This is a genomic window from Flavimobilis soli (assembly GCF_002564025.1).
Taxonomy (GTDB): Bacteria; Actinomycetota; Actinomycetes; order Actinomycetales; family Cellulomonadaceae; genus Flavimobilis; species Flavimobilis soli.
Genome location: NZ_PDJH01000001.1, coordinates 2,271,368 through 2,284,838 on the forward strand (window position 1 = coordinate 2,271,368; position 13,471 = coordinate 2,284,838).

13 protein-coding genes are annotated in these 13,471 nt (G+C 72.7%); 9 read left to right on the top strand and 4 right to left on the bottom strand.

The window, feature by feature from the left end; translation table 11 throughout:
- The first annotated feature begins 117 nt into the window (after nucleotides 1-117).
- Together ATL41_RS10295 and ATL41_RS10300 are read left to right on the top strand one after the other, a co-directional pair.
- Complete coding sequence (locus tag ATL41_RS10295) at nucleotides 118-309, top strand: hypothetical protein (protein WP_098458389.1); 192 nt, start codon at nucleotides 118-120, stop codon at nucleotides 307-309.
- A gap of 153 nt (nucleotides 310-462) precedes the next feature.
- Complete coding sequence (locus ATL41_RS10300) at nucleotides 463-795, top strand: histone-like nucleoid-structuring protein Lsr2 (protein WP_098458390.1); 333 nt, start codon at nucleotides 463-465, stop codon at nucleotides 793-795.
- 201 nt (nucleotides 796-996) lie between these two features.
- On the opposite strand, the gene xylB is transcribed toward ATL41_RS10300, so the two are convergent.
- Together xylB and xylA are read right to left on the bottom strand one after the other, a co-directional pair.
- Nucleotides 997-2,451: a xylulokinase gene (gene xylB, locus ATL41_RS10305; protein ID WP_098458391.1), complete on the bottom strand. Its 1,455-nt coding sequence runs from the start codon at nucleotides 2,449-2,451 to the stop codon at nucleotides 997-999.
- A gap of 242 nt (nucleotides 2,452-2,693) precedes the next feature.
- On the bottom strand, nucleotides 2,694-3,881 hold the full coding sequence (gene xylA, locus ATL41_RS10310; RefSeq protein WP_098458392.1) for a xylose isomerase: 1,188 nt from the start codon (nucleotides 3,879-3,881) through the stop codon (nucleotides 2,694-2,696).
- Between the two features lie 66 nt (nucleotides 3,882-3,947).
- On the opposite strand from xylA, the gene ATL41_RS10315 reads away from it, so the two are divergent.
- Together ATL41_RS10315 and ATL41_RS10320 are read left to right on the top strand one after the other, a co-directional pair.
- Nucleotides 3,948-5,309 carry an ROK family protein gene (locus ATL41_RS10315; RefSeq protein ID WP_098458393.1) on the top strand — a complete coding sequence of 454 codons (1,362 nt, stop codon included), beginning with the start codon at nucleotides 3,948-3,950 and terminating at the stop codon, nucleotides 5,307-5,309.
- Nucleotides 5,306-6,394 carry a lactonase family protein gene (locus ATL41_RS10320; protein ID WP_169924550.1) on the top strand — a complete coding sequence of 363 codons (1,089 nt, stop codon included), beginning with the start codon at nucleotides 5,306-5,308 and terminating at the stop codon, nucleotides 6,392-6,394. Before ATL41_RS10315 ends, ATL41_RS10320 begins: the two co-directional genes overlap by 4 nt.
- A gap of 151 nt (nucleotides 6,395-6,545) precedes the next feature.
- Here the strand turns inward: ATL41_RS10320 and ATL41_RS10325 are convergent, their stop codons facing one another.
- Nucleotides 6,546-6,860, bottom strand: a complete 315-nt coding sequence (locus ATL41_RS10325) for a (2Fe-2S)-binding protein (protein WP_098458395.1) — start codon at nucleotides 6,858-6,860, stop codon at nucleotides 6,546-6,548.
- A 236-nt stretch (nucleotides 6,861-7,096) separates the two neighbouring features.
- Between ATL41_RS10325 and mshA the strand changes: the two genes are divergently transcribed.
- A complete protein-coding gene (mshA, locus tag ATL41_RS10330) occupies nucleotides 7,097-8,338 on the top strand; it encodes a D-inositol-3-phosphate glycosyltransferase (RefSeq protein WP_245854922.1) in 1,242 nt (413 codons plus the stop codon).
- Between the two features lie 108 nt (nucleotides 8,339-8,446).
- Entirely contained in the window at nucleotides 8,447-9,187 is a 741-nt protein-coding gene (locus tag ATL41_RS10335) for a phosphoglyceromutase (RefSeq protein WP_098459052.1), read from the top strand.
- Between the two features lie 85 nt (nucleotides 9,188-9,272).
- Here ATL41_RS10335 and phoU read toward each other — a convergent pair whose 3' ends face one another.
- Nucleotides 9,273-9,926, bottom strand: coding sequence for a phosphate signaling complex protein PhoU (gene phoU / locus ATL41_RS10340; RefSeq protein WP_098459053.1), 654 nt, complete (start codon nucleotides 9,924-9,926; stop codon nucleotides 9,273-9,275).
- A gap of 174 nt (nucleotides 9,927-10,100) precedes the next feature.
- Here phoU and ATL41_RS10345 point away from each other — a divergent pair, with 174 nt between their 5' ends.
- From ATL41_RS10345 to pstS, 3 genes are all read left to right on the top strand, one after another.
- Entirely contained in the window at nucleotides 10,101-11,288 is a 1,188-nt protein-coding gene (locus ATL41_RS10345; protein WP_245854762.1) for a sensor histidine kinase, read from the top strand.
- Entirely contained in the window at nucleotides 11,285-12,004 is a 720-nt protein-coding gene (locus ATL41_RS10350; protein ID WP_098458398.1) for a response regulator transcription factor, read from the top strand. The genes ATL41_RS10345 and ATL41_RS10350 overlap by 4 nt, the downstream gene beginning before the upstream one ends.
- A gap of 179 nt (nucleotides 12,005-12,183) precedes the next feature.
- Complete coding sequence (gene pstS, locus ATL41_RS10355) at nucleotides 12,184-13,317, top strand: phosphate ABC transporter substrate-binding protein PstS (protein ID WP_098458399.1); 1,134 nt, start codon at nucleotides 12,184-12,186, stop codon at nucleotides 13,315-13,317.
- Nucleotides 13,318-13,471: the final 154 nt, after the last annotated feature.

Consider the following 13,471-nt stretch of genomic DNA (forward strand, 5'->3'; position numbering starts at 1 on the left):
CCGGACAAGTCGGGCATCGAGCGGCTGGTCATGGGTTCATCTCGTGTATCGCCGCGGTGACGAAGGTCCCATGCGGGCGAGCAGCTCCGTCCAGGGAGCCACGAGTAGGCTGAGCCAGTGGACTCCTTCCTCGCGGCCCTGGGCGCGCTGATCCCCTCTGTCGGGGTCTTCGCGCTCTTCTACCTCGCTATCCGCGCGATCATCCGCTCCGACCGTTCCGAGCGAGAGGCGCTTGCCGCATTCGAGGCGGAAGAGCGCCTGAAGGAGCGCGCGGCCCGCCGCGCACAGGAATCCGGTCCCTCGGCCTGAAGCGACCGTCTCGCGCCTCGGTTGTTTTCTGCGCTCGTTTTGACGTATTAGGCGCACACCTCAATAATCGCCATATCGGGGGCGATCGTACGCCTGCGGGCGTATTCTCAGATCGTCCGCAGGATCTGACAATGATGACGAGGTGAGAGACGCATGGCGCAGAAGGTCCAGGTCATCCTGGTGGATGACATCGACGGTGGCGAGGCTTCCGAGACGGTTTCGTTCGGTCTCGACGGTGTCACCTACGAGATCGACCTCAATGCCGACAACGCCGCTCAGCTGCGCGAGGCGCTCGCCCCGTGGATCGGGCACGGACGCAAGGTCGGCAAGTCCGCGGCCCCGCGCGCGGCCCGCCGCTCGAGCTCGTCCCGCAGCTCCTCGAACGCGAACGAAATTCGCGAGTGGGCGCGTGCCAACGGCTACAAGGTGAACGACCGCGGACGCATCTCCGCAGAGATCAAGGCCGCCTACGAGGCCGCCAGCTGATCTGGTCCGGCCGCGAGCGGCCGGCACGAAAAGGGGCCCCGCCGATCTGACGGTGGGGCCCCTTTTCGCACGCCCGCGCGGCGACGAAGGCGGCGGAAGAACATAGGCGGCCGTGCCATGCCGCGGCACCGCCGACGCAGTAAAAGACAAGGGCCCGTGCGCGATCTCTCGCGCACGGGCCCTCCTCCCGGTGAGGCTTTGTCAGGGGCGCTCGAGGATCAGCTCGCGCGCCGCCGCATAACGCTCGCGGACGAGACGCGTCGTCGCGCGTCCCGACTCGGACGTGTCCGCAGCCACCACGACAGGCTCCTCGACGGACGTCGACCACGAGGGCGCCTCGGCGGCGCCCGAGAGCGCCCAGGCGGCCTGGCGGGCCGCGCCGTCGGCCACGTACTCACCCGGCTGCGGCACGACGACGTCGACGCCGAGGACGATCGGCGCAATCGCCCGCACCGCGGGCGACTGCGCGCCGCCACCGATGAGCTGCAGGCGCGACACGGAGGCGCCGTGACGCTCGATCTCGTCGACGCCGTCGGCCAGGGCGCACAGCATGCCCTCGACCGCCGCGCGCGCGACGTTCGCCGGGGTGCCCGTGCCGAGCTGCAGGCCGTGGAGCGACGCCGTGGCCGTCGGGCGGTTCGGCGTGCGCTCGCCCTCGAAGTAGGGGACGAGGACGACGCCGTCGGCGCCCGCAGGCGCGGACAGGGCAAGCTCGGCGAGGCGGTCGTAGTCCACGCCGAGGAGCTGGCACGCCCAGTCGAGGACGCGCGACGCGTTGAGCGTGCACACGAGCGGCAGGTAGCGGCCAGTCGCGTCCGCGAAGCCCGCAACGAGGCCCGAGCCGTCAGCGGACGGGGCCTCGGAGACCGCGCACACGACGCCGGACGTGCCGAGCGACATCGAGACGTCGCCCGGGCGCAGGTTGAGGCCGAGGGCGGCGCCCGCGTTGTCGCCCGCGCCGACGCCGACGACAGCGCCGCGCGTGAGCTCGCAGTCGGTCGTGCCTGCGCTCGCGCCGGGGGCGAGGACGGTCGGCAGCGTGACGTCGTGGCCGAGGGCTCGCACGAGCAGGTCGCGGCGGTACTCGCCCGTCGCGGGCGACCAGTAGCCCGTGCCCGAGGCGTCCGAGCGGTCCGTCGTGAGCGTGTCGAGGCTCTTCGCGCCCATGAGGCGCCATGTCAGCCAGTCGTGCGGGAGCGCGACGGCGGCGACCCGAGCGGCGTTCTCCGGCTCGACGCGTGCGAGCCAGCGCAGCTTCGTGACCGTGAGCGAGGGGACCGGCACCGAGCCGACCGCGTCCGCCCACGCCTGCGCGCCGGCGGCGGCGTCGCCGTCGCCGAGCTCGGCGATCAGGTCCGCGGCGTCGGGCGCGGAGCTCGTGTCGTTCCACAGCATCGCGTCGCGGACGACGTTGCCGTCGGCGTCGAGCGCGACCATGCCGTGCTGCTGTCCGCCGACCGCGATCGCGGCGACGTCGTCGAGACCGCCAGCGTCAGCGGCCGCCTCGACGAGCGCGGTCCACCAGGCGTTCGGGTCGACGGTCGTGCCGTCGGGGTGCTTCGCGCGGCCGGAGCGGACGAGCGCTCCGGTCTCGGAGTCGCGGATGACGATCTTGCAGGACTGCGTGGACGAGTCCACGCCGGCGACGAGTGCCATCAGGGTCCTTCGGGTGAGCGGCCACGGCCTCGTGACCAGAGGTGGATGAGGGTCGAGCCGCCCGGTCGTCGCTGGAGTGGCGAGGACCGGACGGCTCGGTGCGCCGCCGGGGCGGCGTCGCCGGTGCTCGCACGGGTGGAGCTCCGGTGGCGGTCGTCAGACCGTGGTTCTGGGCCGCTGTCGGCCTCCCGGACGCCCGCAGCGGCGGGCGTCCGGGAGCATGTCGCTGCGGACCGTTCTGCTCAGCGAGCGCCGATGGCGTGCTCGAGAGCGAGCTGGTTCAGGCGGACGAAGCCGAAGCCGCGCGAGGCGACCTCGTCGACGTCGAGCTCCTCGAACGTGGTCGGGTCGTTGAGCAGGTCGTCCAGCGTCTCGCCCTCGGCGAGGGTCGGCTGCGCGAGCTCGTAGACACCGGCCTCCTCGAGGGCCTCCTGGACCTCGGGGTCCTCGCGGAACGCGATCGCGCGCTCCTTGAGGAGGAGGTACGTCTGGATGTTGGCCTCGGCCGACTCCCACACGCCCTTGAAGCTCTCGGTGCGCGAGGGCTTGTAGTCGAAGTGGCGCGGGCCGTCGTACTTCGGGCCGCCCGACGGGAAGCCGTTCTCGATGAGGTCGACGGTGGCGAACGCGGAGAACAGGTCGCCGTGGCCGAAGACGAGGTCCTGGTCGTACTTGATGGACCGCTGGCCGTTGAGGTCGATGTGGAAGAGCTTGCCCGCCCACAGCGCCTGCGCGAGACCCGTCGTGTAGTTGAGGCCGGCCATCTGCTCGTGGCCCGTCTCCGGGTTGAGGCCGACGATGTCCTCGTTCTCGAGGGTCGAGATCAGCGCGAGGGCGTGACCGATCGTCGGGAGGAGGATGTCGCCGCGGGGCTCGTTCGGCTTCGGCTCGATCGCGATGCGGAGCTTGTAGCCCTTCTCCTTGATGTACGCGGCGACGGTGTCGAGGCCCTCGGCGTAGCGGTCGTGCGCGGCCTTGAGGTCCTTGGCCGAGTCGTACTCGGCGCCCTCGCGGCCGCCCCACATGACGAAGGTGTCGGCGTCGAGCTCGGCGGCGAGGTCCACGTTGCGCAGGACCTTGCGCAGGCCGTAGCGGCGCACGCGGCGGTCGTTCGAGGTGAATGCGCCGTCCTTGAAGATCGGGTGGGAGAAGGTGTTGGTGGTGACCATCTCGACGGTGATGCCGGTCTCCGCGAGCGCGCCCTTGAAGCGCTCGAGGATCGTGTCGCGCTCAGCTGCGGAGGAGCCGAACGGGACGACGTCGTCGTCGTGGAAGGTGACGTGGGCGGCGCCGAGCTCGGCGAGCTTGTGCACGGACTCGACCGGGTCGAGCCACGGGCGCGTCGCGCTTCCGAACTGGTCCTGTGCGTTCCAGCCCACGGTCCAGAGACCGAAGGAGAACTTGTCTTCGCGGGTGGGGGTGAGCGACATGGGGGTCTCCTCATCGAGATTTGTTGTGCGGCTGAACTTATCGCCAGATTCGGCTAAGGTCAACCCATGAACGCAAGCGGAGCGGGCGGCAGCGCGGCAGCCCGGACGAAGGCCACGTCACGCGGCCGTGCCGCAGGCGCGGGCGCCAGCCAGTCGGCGATGCGCGAGCACAACCTGGGGCTCGTGCTCGAGCAGATCGTCGACGCGACCGAGCCCGTGTCCCGGGCCGACCTCGCCGTCGGCACAGGCCTGACGCGGGCAACCGTCTCCGCCCTCGTCGACCTCCTCGTCTCCGCACGCATGGTCGACGAGCTCGAACCGGTCGCCCGCCGCACCGCCGGCCGGCCCGCCGTACCGCTCGTCCCCGCGCGCGGCACGATCGTCGGAATCGGCCTCGAGGCGAACGTCGACTACCTCGGCGCCCGCGCGATCGACCTCGCCGGCAACGTCCTCGCGGAGGAGATCATCGAGGACGACTTCCGCCACTCCGAGCCCGCGGAGGTCCTGCCGCTGCTCGGCGGTCTCGGCAAGCGTGTCGTCACCACGACGACCAACAAGGGCGCACGCGTCGCCGGCGCGTGCCTCGCCCTGCCCGGCATCGTCGACCGCGTCAGCGGGCCCCTGCGGCTCGCCCCGAACCTCGGCTGGGCCGACGAGGACCTCGGCGCCCTGCGCACGGTCGCCCCGTTCGACGAGATCGGCGTGCGCGTCGCGAACGAGGCGAACCTCGCCGCCGTCGCGGAGATCCGCGCCCAGCACGCCGCGCGCCCGAGCTTCCTCTACGTCTCCGGCGAGGTCGGCATCGGTGGCGCCCTCGTCGACGGCGGCGTCGTCTTCAAGGGCGACCACGGCTGGAGCGGCGAGCTCGGCCACGTGACCGTCGACCCGAACGGCCCCGACTGCACGTGCGGCTCCGAGGGGTGCCTCGAGACGTACGCCGGCAAGGACTCGCTCATGGCTGCGGCCGGTCTTGCGCGCGACCTCCCGGTCGAGGCGCTCGTCGACGCCGCGCGCTCCGGCGACGAGAAGGCGCTCGACGCGCTCGCCCGCGGCGGGCGCGCGCTCGGCATCGCGCTGTCGTCCTTCATGAACCTCACCGACATCAACGAGGTCGTGCTCGGCGGCATCTACTCGCCGCTCACCGACCTGCTCGTCGACCACGTCCGCCGCGAGCTCGACCGCCGCGTGCTGACGGCCCCGTGGGTCGAGATGAACGTCAAGGCGTCGGTGTCGGGGACGCGGGCCGCGATGTCGGGTGCCGCGCTGTCGGTGCTGCACCTCGTCGTCTCGAACCCGGGAGCCTGGGGCGCGCTGGAGCCGGGTGCGTGGTCGGAGCTCGAGGGCATCCCGGTGCCGTCGGGCGCGGCCCGGCAGGCGGCGCAGGGCGCGACGGGACAGCCCGCGACGAAGCAGGTGGTCGACGCGTGAGGTTCTGGATCGGCACGTACCCGTCGCGCGACGGGGTCGTCCCACCGGCAGAAGGGGTGTGGCGCGTCGACCTGCTCGACGACGGCACGCTCGTCGACCGCGGCCGCGCCGCGGCGCTCGCGCAGGCGTCGTTCGTCGCGGTGCACCCGACGCTGCCCGTCCTCTACGCGACGCAGGAGGCGGAGCCCGGTGGAGCGGTCGCGGCCTTCGCGACGGGTGACCCGGACGACGCCGCGATGTCGCTGCGCCCGCTCGTGACCGTGCCGGCCGGCGGCGGCTACCCGTGCCACCTCGAGGTGCTCGGGTCCGAGGTGCTCGTGTCCTGCTACGGCTCGGGCGCGCCCGGCTCGGCGGTCCTCGGGAGCGTCCCGCTCTCGCCCGACGGCGCCCCCGCGGGGGACGCGCGCACCCACGGGCACGACGGCGCGCCCGGCCCCCACGCGGACCGCCAGGACGCGTCGCACGTGCACTCCGCGACGCTCGCGCCCGGCGGTACCCACGTGTGGGCGGCGGACCTCGGCACCGACCAGCTCGTGCGCTACCGCGTCACGGACGCGGGTGTCACGGCCGACGGCGTGACCGCGCGCATGCCCGCGGGCTCGGGCCCGCGGCACCTCGTGCTGCTGCCCGACGACGTGGCGATCGTCGCGTGCGAGCTCGACTCGACCGTCGCCGTCGTGCGCCTGCCCGGCGCGGACGGCGGCCCGGACGGCGAGGTGCTGCAGGTGCTGCCCGCGTGCGCGACGCCCGCGGGCGACGGACCGAGCCAGCCCTCGCACATCACGCTCAACGACGCGGGAACGCGCCTGCACGTCGGCGTGCGGGGGCAGGACGTCCTCGCGACCTTCGCGGTCGAGCGCGGCGACGACGGCGTGGCGCTCACGCACCTCGCCGACACGCCCTGCGGCGAGTGGCCGCGGCACCACGCCGTGCTCGCGGGCGCGGCAGCCGACCGGGACGTCGTCGTCGTGGCGGCGCAGGGCGGTCACGAGCTCGTCGCTCTCGAGATCGGCGCGGACGGCTCGGGCCGCGTGCTCTCGCGGCTGACGCTGCCGGTGCGCCCGTCGTGCGTCGTGCCGGTCTAGCACCGCACGCTCCGGCACCGCCACGGCCCGGACCTGTCGCCACCGGGCGCCCGGTCCGCCGACGCGTGCCGCTCGCAAGCCGAGAAGGACCGACGCCGACGCCCTGTCTCGGGGGATGACAGGGAGCCGGCGTCGGAGAACTGGGGTCGTGTCAGGCGGAGATCCCTGCGCGGCCGAGCTCGATCGTCACGACGTCCGTGAGCAGCGGCAGGCACTTGCCACAGCTGCCGCCCGCGCGCGTGCAGCGCTGGACCTCGGCGAGCGAGGCCACCCCGGCCTCGTGGATGAGGCCGCGCAGCTCGCCGGCCGTGACGTTCGTGCAGTGACAGACGATGTGCTCGTCCGCGAGGGTCGCGGCGTCGACGACGGGTGCGTCCGGGTCGACGACGGCGGGTTCCGACTCGAGCTGGGCACGCAGCGCTGCGAGGCCGCTGAGGCCCGCTGCCGGCGTGGTGGTTCCTGTCATGGCTTCTACGCTTCCGGGTTATTCACGGCCTCGCATGGGACTTCCGGCCCGGATCGGGCGTGTCGTCGGTCGCGAAGGGGAGCTTCCCGGCGGCCGGGGTTTCGCCCATGGGGAACGTGGCGGGTGGCGGTCGCCCGACGGGCGGATACTTGTCGCATGAACCTGCGTCCTTCCTGCGTGCGCCGCGCCCCGGGGGCATCCCGGTGAGCGCGCGGGGCGACGGGCTGCGCGTCGCGATGATGAGCGTCCACACGTCGCCGCTCGCGCAGCCGGGCACGGGCGACGCGGGCGGCATGAACGTCTACATCACCGGGCTCGCGGACGCGCTCGCGCGCACGGGCGCGCAGGTCGAGATCTTCACGCGGGCGACGGCGTCGTCCCAGCCGGAGAGCGTCGAGATGTCGGACGGCGTCCTCGTGCGGCACGTGACCGCCGGGCCGTTCGAGGGCCTCGACAAGAACGACCTTCCCGGCCAGCTGTGCGCCTTCACCGCGGGCGTGCTGCGCACGGAGGCGTCGCGCCGCGCCGGCTGGTACGACGTCGTGCACTCGCACTACTGGCTGTCCGGCCAGGCGGCCTGGCTCGCGGCGGACCGCTGGGACGTGCCGCTCGTGCACTCGATGCACACGATGGCAAAGGTCAAGAACGCGGCGCTCGCGCCGGGCGACACCCCCGAACCGCGCGGTCGCGTCATCGGCGAGGAGCAGGTCGTCGACGCCGCGGACGGCCTCGTCGCGTCGACCGCGCAGGAGGCGCACGAGCTCGTCGACCTGTACGACGCCGTGCCGGAGCGCGTGCACGTCGTGCCGCCGGGCGTGGACCTCGACATCTTCACGCCGTCGTCGGCGCCGCGCGCCGACGAGCGTCGCGTGCTCGGCCTCCCGGACGGCCCCGTGGTCCTGTTCGCGGGGCGCGTGCAGCTGCTCAAGGGCCCGGACGTGCTCGTCGAGGCGCTCGCGGTCATGCGCGCCCACGCCGTCGAGCGCGGCACGCTCGACGCGCTGCCGACGCTCGTGGTCCTCGGCGGGCCGTCAGGCCGGCCGACGGCGGTGCGCGAGCTCGAGGCGCTCGCCTACCGGCTCGGCGTGAGCGAGCACGTGGTGTTCCGCCCGCCCGCGCCGCGCGAGGAGCTCGCCCGCTGGTTCCGCGCGGTCGACGTGGTCGCGGTGCCGAGCCACACCGAGTCGTTCGGTCTCGTCGCGGTCGAGGCGCAGGCGTGCGGCACCCCGGTCGTGGCGGCCGCCGTCGGAGGCCTGCGCACCGTCGTGCGCGACGACGTCTCGGGCGTCCTCGTCGACGGGCACGACCCGCGCCGGTGGGCGGGGGAGCTCGAGCGGCTGCTCGCGGACCCGGCACGACGTGCGCGTCTCGCGGAGGGCGCGCTCGCCGTCGGACGCTCGTACGGGTGGGACGCCGCCGCCGCGGCGATGCTCGACGTGTACGACCTCGCGGCGAAGGTGCGGCGCGAGCGCGCCTGAGCCGCGGGGGGGCGCCCTGAGCGCGGGACAGGGCCGCGAGGCGTCTCGACCGTCCACGGACGAAAGGTCCCTGCGTGCGCGGTCCCTGCGTGCGCAACAATGGGAACCATGACCTACACCCTCGTGCTGCTCCGCCACGGCGAGAGCGAATGGAACGCCAAGAACCTGTTCACCGGCTGGGTCGACGTGGCCCTCTCCGAGAAGGGCGTCGAGGAGGCGAAGCGCGGCGGCAAGCTCCTGCGCGAGGCCGGCGTCCTCCCGGACGTCGTGCACACGTCGCTCCTGCGCCGCGCGATGAACACCGCGCACCTCGCGCTCGACGCCGCGGACCGCCTCTGGATCCCGGTCAAGCGCAGCTGGCGCCTCAACGAGCGTCACTACGGTGCGCTCCAGGGCAAGGACAAGGCCCAGACCCTCGCCGAGTTCGGCGAGGAGCAGTTCATGCTGTGGCGCCGCTCCTACGACGTCCCGCCGCCCGCGATCGAGGTCGGCTCGGAGTTCTCGCAGGACGCCGACCCGCGCTACGCCGACGCCCCCCAGGTCCTCACCGAGTGCCTCAAGGACGTCCTCGAGCGTGCGCTCCCGTACTGGGACGCCGAGATCGTGCCTGACCTCAAGGCCGGCAAGACCGTCCTCGTCGCCGCGCACGGTAACTCGCTGCGCGCGATCGTGAAGTACCTCGAGGGCATCTCCGACGACGACATCGCGGGCCTCAACATCCCGACCGGCATCCCGCTCGTCTACGAGCTCGACGAGGAGACCCTCAAGCCCGTCGGCCCCGGCAAGTACCTCGACCCCGACGCCGCGGCGGAGGCCATCAAGGCCGTCGCGAACCAGGGCAAGAAGTAACAGCGAACCCCACGCACGCAGCAGGCCCGGACCGTACGGTCCGGGCCTGCTGTCGTCTCGGGTGCTCCCGCTCAGGCGGAGCGGCTCAGGGCCGCGCCTCCTCGAACGCTCCCGTCACGAGGTAGAGCATGCGCCGTGCGACCGACTCACCGTGGTCGCCGAACCGCTCGTAGTAGCGCCCCAGGAGCGTCACGTCGACCGTCTCCTGCGGTGTCCCGGTCCAGCCCGTCCCGAGCAGGGCCGCGAACGTGTCCTGGTGCAACGTGTCGAGCAGGTCGTCGTCACGCTCGATGTTGTGCGCGACCGTGAGGTCGCGCGTCGTCAGCAGCGTGGTGACGCGCCGCGCGACCCGGACTGCGGCGTCGTTCATCTGCGCGAACGTCGCCTGCAGGTCGCCCGTCACCGCGTGCCGCGGGTAGCGGCCCCGCGCCACCTGCGCGATGTGCCGCGCGAGGTCGCCCATCCGCTCGAGCGACGAGCTGATGCGCAGCGCCGAGACGACGATGCGCAGGTCCGTCGCGACCGGCTGCTGCTGCGCGAGCAGCAGCACGCACCGCTCGTCCAGGTCTCGCTCGAGCTCGTCGATCGCCTGGTCCTGCGCCACCACCTGCTGCGCGAGCTCGATGTCTGCCGTCAGGAGGGCCGTGCCCGCCTTGACGATCGCCTGCTCCACCAGCCGGCTCATCTCCGCGAGGTCGTCGCCGACCTGCTTGAGCTCGGCGTCGAAGATCTGCCGCATGTCCACCTCGTTCTCGTCCCGGCGCCCGCTCGGGCACCTGTCACCGCGACCGTCGCAAGCCAGCGCGGCGCCTCGGTGAACACCAGGCCGTCCCCAGGTGAACTCTTGTCGAGCGGTACGCGAAGCCCCCGCTCAGGCGGCCCGCGGCCGCCGAGACCCCCGTACGCTGGGCGCGTGGACGGAATCGGGATGCTCATCGCCGGGGTGGTCGGGCTCGGCACCGGCGTCGTCGCGATGCTCGCGTTCCGGTACAGCGAGAACCAGCAGCGCGAGTACCCGGTCGGCCCGCCTGCCGACCTCGACGAAGGGCTCGTCCGCGTCCTCGCCGTGCTGCGCTCCGCCGCGATCGTGCTCAACGAGGCCGACGAGGTCGTACGCGCCTCCGCACCCGCGTACGCGCTCGGGATCGTGCGCCACGACGCGATCGTGCACCGCGCGATCGACGACATGGTCGCGAAGGTCCGCGCGAGCGGCGAGATCCTCGACGAGGAGCTCGAGCTGCCGCGCGGCCCTTCCGGCCGGGGCGACGTGCTGCTCCAGGTGCGCGTCGCGCAGGTCGACGCCCGGCACGTGCTCGTCCTCGCCGAGGACCGCACCGAGGCGCGCCGGCTCGAGGCCGTGCGGCGCGACTTCGTCGTCAACATCTCGCACGAGCTCAAGACGCCCGTCGGCGCCCTTTCGCTCCTCGCCGAGACGGTGCAGGACGCCGCAGACGACCCGGAGGCGGTGCGTCGCTTCGCAGGGAGCATGCAGTCCGAGGCGATGCGCCTCGGCGCGCTCGTCCACGAGATCATCGAGCTCTCCCGGCTGCAGGTCGCAGGTGCGCTCGACGGCCTGCGTGCCGTGCCGGTCGAGCAGATCGTCACCGAGTCGGTCGACCGCGCCCGCACCCCCGCGGAGAGCCGGAAGATCCGGCTGTCCGTCGCAGGTGACCTGTCGGGGTACGTGTACGGCGACCACAACCTCCTCGTGACCGCCCTGCGCAACCTGCTCGACAACGCCGTGAGCTACTCGGCCGACGGTTCCGCCGTGTCGGTCGGCGTCAGGCGCGTCGACGACTTCGTCGAGCTGTCCGTCGTCGACCAGGGCATCGGGATCTCGTCCGACCAGCAGGAACGGATCTTCGAGCGGTTCTACCGCGTCGACCCGGCGCGCTCGCGCGAGACCGGCGGCACCGGCCTCGGGCTGAGCATCGTCAAGCACGTCGTCGCCGACCACGGCGGCGAGATCTCCATCTGGTCCGAGCCGGGCCAGGGTTCTACCTTCACGATCAAGATCCCGGCCGCCCGCGCACCCGAGGAGCTCGACGCCGCTCCCGTCGCGCCGTCGGCGGCCGACACCGAGGAGGAACGCTCCGCATGACCCGCATCCTGGTCGTCGAGGACGAGAAGTCCTACGCAGAACCCCTGACCTACCAGCTCGAGCGCGAGGGCTTCGAGGTCGTCGCCGTCGCGACGGGACCGGACGCGCTCACCGCGTTCGACGACGGCGGCGCCGACCTCGTCCTGCTCGACCTCATGCTGCCCGGCCTCTCCGGCACGGAGGTGTGCCGCGAGCTGCGCACCCGCTCCAACGTCCCGGTCATCATGCTGACCGCGAAGGACACCGAGATCGACAAGGTCGTCGGTCTCGAGATCGGCGCGGACGACTACGTGACCAAGCCCTACTCGTTCCGCGAGCTGCTCGCCCGCATGCGAGCTGTGCTGCGCCGCCACGCGGAGGTCGTCGCGGCGGCGGCCGCCGCCCCGGCCGCGCAGCCCGAGCCGAAGGACGACGGCGTCCTGACCGTCGGGTCCGTCCGGATGGACGTCGACCGGCACACGGTCACGGTCGACGGCGAGAGCGTCGCGTTCCCCCTCAAGGAGTTCGAGCTGCTCGAGCTGTTCATGCGCAACGCGGGCCGCGTCCTGACCCGAGGCCAGCTCATCGACCGGGTGTGGGGCACCGACTACGTCGGCGACACCAAGACTCTCGACGTCCACGTCAAGCGCATCCGCGCCAAGATCGAGAAGGACCCGGGCAGCCCCGTCCTGCTCGTCACGGTCCGCGGCCTGGGTTACAAGCTGAGCGACGACTGAGCCCTGCGCGCGGCCGACGCGAGCTGGTCCCACGACTTCCGAGGGAGTTCACCGCGGGTTCACCAGGGGACTGCGGGAGGGTCACCTTCGCTTCCTAGCGTCAGTCACAGATCGAGGGCGCACCGCTCTCGACGCGCGGCCCAGGGCCGCGACGTGATTCGCACAGGACGGAGATCCTCGTGACTCTCAGCCGCACCACCCGCGCCGGGGCAGCCCTCGCCGTCGGCGCCCTCACCCTCGCTCTCGCCGCCTGCGGCGGCTCCGACGCGCCGACCTCCTCGGGCGGGGCCACGACCTCGGGCGACTCGGCCGCGACCGACGAGCTGTCCGGCATCCTCGCCGGCGCCGGTGCCTCCTCCCAGGGGAAGGCCATGGAGGGGTGGATCGCGGGGTTCGGTGACATCGCCCCGAACGTCGCGCTCAGCTACGACCCCGCCGGTTCGGGTGCCGGCCGCGAGCAGTTCCTCGCGGGTTCCGTGCAGCTCGCCGGCTCGGACGCCGCCCTCAAGCCCGAGGAGCTGACCGCCGCGACCGAGCGGTGCTACGGCGGCGAGGCGCTCGAGCTGCCCCTCTACATCAGCCCGATCGCCGTCATCTACAACCTCCCGGACCTCGGCACCGAGCACCTGCAGCTGTCGGCCGAGACGATCGCGAAGATCTTCAACGGCGACATCACGACGTGGAACGACCCGGCGATTGCCGCGGAGAACGACGGCGTCACGCTCCCGGACCTCGCGATCACGCCCGTGAGCCGCTCCGACGAGTCGGGCACGACCGAGAACTTCGTCGAGTACCTCGCCGCCGCGGGCGACGGCGCGTGGCCGCACGAGGTCTCGGGCGACTGGCCCGTCGAGGGCGGGCAGTCCGCGCAGGGCACCTCCGGCGTCGTGGACACGGTCGCGGCTGCGGAGGGGACGATCGGCTACGCCGACGCGTCTCGCGCCGGCGACCTCGGCACGGTCGCGATCAAGGTCGGCGACGAGTACGTGCCGTTCTCGGCCGAGGCCGCGGCGAAGGTCGTCGACGCGTCGCCGCGCGCCGAGGACGCGACCGACAAGAGGCTCGTCGTCGAGCTCGACCGCACGACGACCGAGCCCGGCGCCTACCCGCTCGTCCTCATCTCATACTCGGTCGCGTGCTCCGTCTACGAGGACCCGGCCGACGCCGCGAACGTCAAGGCGTTCCTGACGTACGTCGCGTCGCCCGACGGCCAGGAGCGTGCCGCCGACCCCGCGGTCGCCGGCTCGGCCCCGATCTCGGACGCCCTGCGCACCGAGGCCCAGGCCGCGATCGACGCGATCGCCGCGAAGTGACGCGCGAGGCGGCGGGCGCTGGGACGCCCGCCGCCCCGCCGTCGGCGAGAGGCACCGCCTCCGCCGCCCCGCCCGAGACGCCGGGCCCGAGACGACCATGCTGCGAGAGCAGCGCAGAACTGGAGATGACGTGGCCGTGACCGGCTCGCACGCC

What these genes read in the sequence shown, in the direction of transcription:
- ATL41_RS10315 (WP_098458393.1), top strand. Translation starts at nt 3,948, where the DNA reads ATGAACGCAAGCGGAGCGGGCGGCAGCGCGGCAGCCCGGACGAAGGCC.
- ATL41_RS10325 (WP_098458395.1), bottom strand. Translation starts at nt 6,860, where the DNA reads ATGACAGGAACCACCACGCCGGCAGCGGGCCTCAGCGGCCTCGCAGCG.
- xylB (WP_098458391.1), bottom strand. Translation starts at nt 2,451, where the DNA reads ATGGCACTCGTCGCCGGCGTGGACTCGTCCACGCAGTCCTGCAAGATC.
- mshA (WP_245854922.1), top strand. Translation starts at nt 7,097, where the DNA reads ATGATGAGCGTCCACACGTCGCCGCTCGCGCAGCCGGGCACGGGCGAC.
- ATL41_RS10300 (WP_098458390.1), top strand. Translation starts at nt 463, where the DNA reads ATGGCGCAGAAGGTCCAGGTCATCCTGGTGGATGACATCGACGGTGGC.
- xylA (WP_098458392.1), bottom strand. Translation starts at nt 3,881, where the DNA reads ATGTCGCTCACCCCCACCCGCGAAGACAAGTTCTCCTTCGGTCTCTGG.
- phoU (WP_098459053.1), bottom strand. Translation starts at nt 9,926, where the DNA reads ATGCGGCAGATCTTCGACGCCGAGCTCAAGCAGGTCGGCGACGACCTC.
- ATL41_RS10350 (WP_098458398.1), top strand. Translation starts at nt 11,285, where the DNA reads ATGACCCGCATCCTGGTCGTCGAGGACGAGAAGTCCTACGCAGAACCC.
- ATL41_RS10335 (WP_098459052.1), top strand. Translation starts at nt 8,447, where the DNA reads ATGACCTACACCCTCGTGCTGCTCCGCCACGGCGAGAGCGAATGGAAC.